Origin of the sequence: Merdimonas faecis, assembly GCF_001754075.1 — a bacterium.
Lineage (GTDB): Bacteria > Bacillota > Clostridia > Lachnospirales > Lachnospiraceae > Merdimonas > Merdimonas faecis.
Map to the genome: position 1 here is coordinate 1 of NZ_MIEH01000060.1, position 1,293 is coordinate 1,293.

General features: G+C 41.3%; 1 protein-coding gene. It reads left to right on the forward strand.

Going from position 1 to position 1,293, the window contains the following annotated elements; genetic code table 11:
- Positions 1 to 83 precede the first annotated feature (83 nt).
- Positions 84 to 1,274, forward strand: a complete 1,191-nt coding sequence (locus BKD12_RS16210; protein WP_070090375.1) for an IS630 family transposase — start codon at positions 84 to 86, stop codon at positions 1,272 to 1,274.
- Positions 1,275 to 1,293 lie beyond the last annotated feature (19 nt).

The following is a 1,293-nucleotide window of genomic DNA, read 5'->3' on the forward strand; positions in this document are numbered from 1 at the left end:
CTAGTATAAATGTTTTTAATTAACTCGACTATATAATCAACCTATGATATAATCTCTATACATTAACTATGGAGGGCAATATCATGGGAAGAAAAGCAACAACAATAACACTTACTCCAGAGGAACGGTCTTATCTTGAATTACAGACACGTTCTCGTACCATTCAGGCACAGACTGTTTGCAGAGCTCGGATCCTTTTATTGAAAGCGGATGGTGAACCGATTGATGTAATCGCTGATAAAGTTGGTATCAACCGATGCAGCGTTATGCTTTGCTTAAAAAAGTTTAAGGAGGGCGGCGTTGAAAATGCCCTCTCTGATGCTCCCGGCCGTGGCCGCAATGCTGAAATCACAGATACCGAAAAGGCGTGGATTATTAACATTGCATGTCAGAAACCTGTAGATCTTGGTTATTCCGCTGAAGTATGGACCAGAGCCCTTCTAACAAAACATATCCATCAGTTTGCAGAAGAAGCCGGTCATATACGTCTTTCAACCATAAGTCAGTCAAAGGTTCGCACAATACTTGAAGAAGCCGAAATTAAGCCGAATAAGATCACGTATTACTGCGAAAACCGCGATCCTGACTTTGATCAGAAGATGCATAACGTCCTTCTGGTTTATAAGCAGTTGTCGCTTCAGTTTGACGAAAATGGACAATTATTGCCTTTTCCTGAGAATGAACAGGTAACTCATGTACTCTCCTATGATGAGAAACCAGGCATACAGGCCATTGCCAATATAACGGAGGATCTTCCGCCGGATGAAAATCACAAAACAATCAGCAGAGACTATGAATACAAACGTCTTGGAACTATTTCCCTGCTTGCCGGGATCGACCTGCAAACAGGAGAGGCGATTCCACTTGTGAGGGATCGGCATAGCAGCAAAGAGTATATAGAGTTCCTTCAGCTACTGGATTCCAAGTATCCTAAAGAGGATAAAATCCGATTAGTATTAGATAATCTCCAGGTGCATACCTCCCAAGAAACGAGAAAATATCTGGCTGGTGTTCCCGGAAGATTTGAGTTTGTATTCACTCCGAAGCATGGTTCCTGGCTAAATCTTGTAGAAGGATTTTTCAGCAAACTCACCCGTCAGTCGTTAAAAGGCATTCGTGTAAAAACGAAAAGTGAGCTGGTGGAGCGAATATATAAATATTTTGAAGAGATCAATGATACCCCTGTTGTCTATCACTGGAAATATCGACTTGATGAAATCAATCCGAATGAAGAAGCACAGGTTGAAACATTGTCTCTTGAAAAGTCGAGTTAATTAGTGACAACTATACTAG

Coding starts and splice junctions, on each gene's coding strand:
- BKD12_RS16210 (WP_070090375.1), top strand. CDS start 84: ATGGGAAGAAAAGCAACAACAATAACACTTACTCCAGAGGAACGGTCT.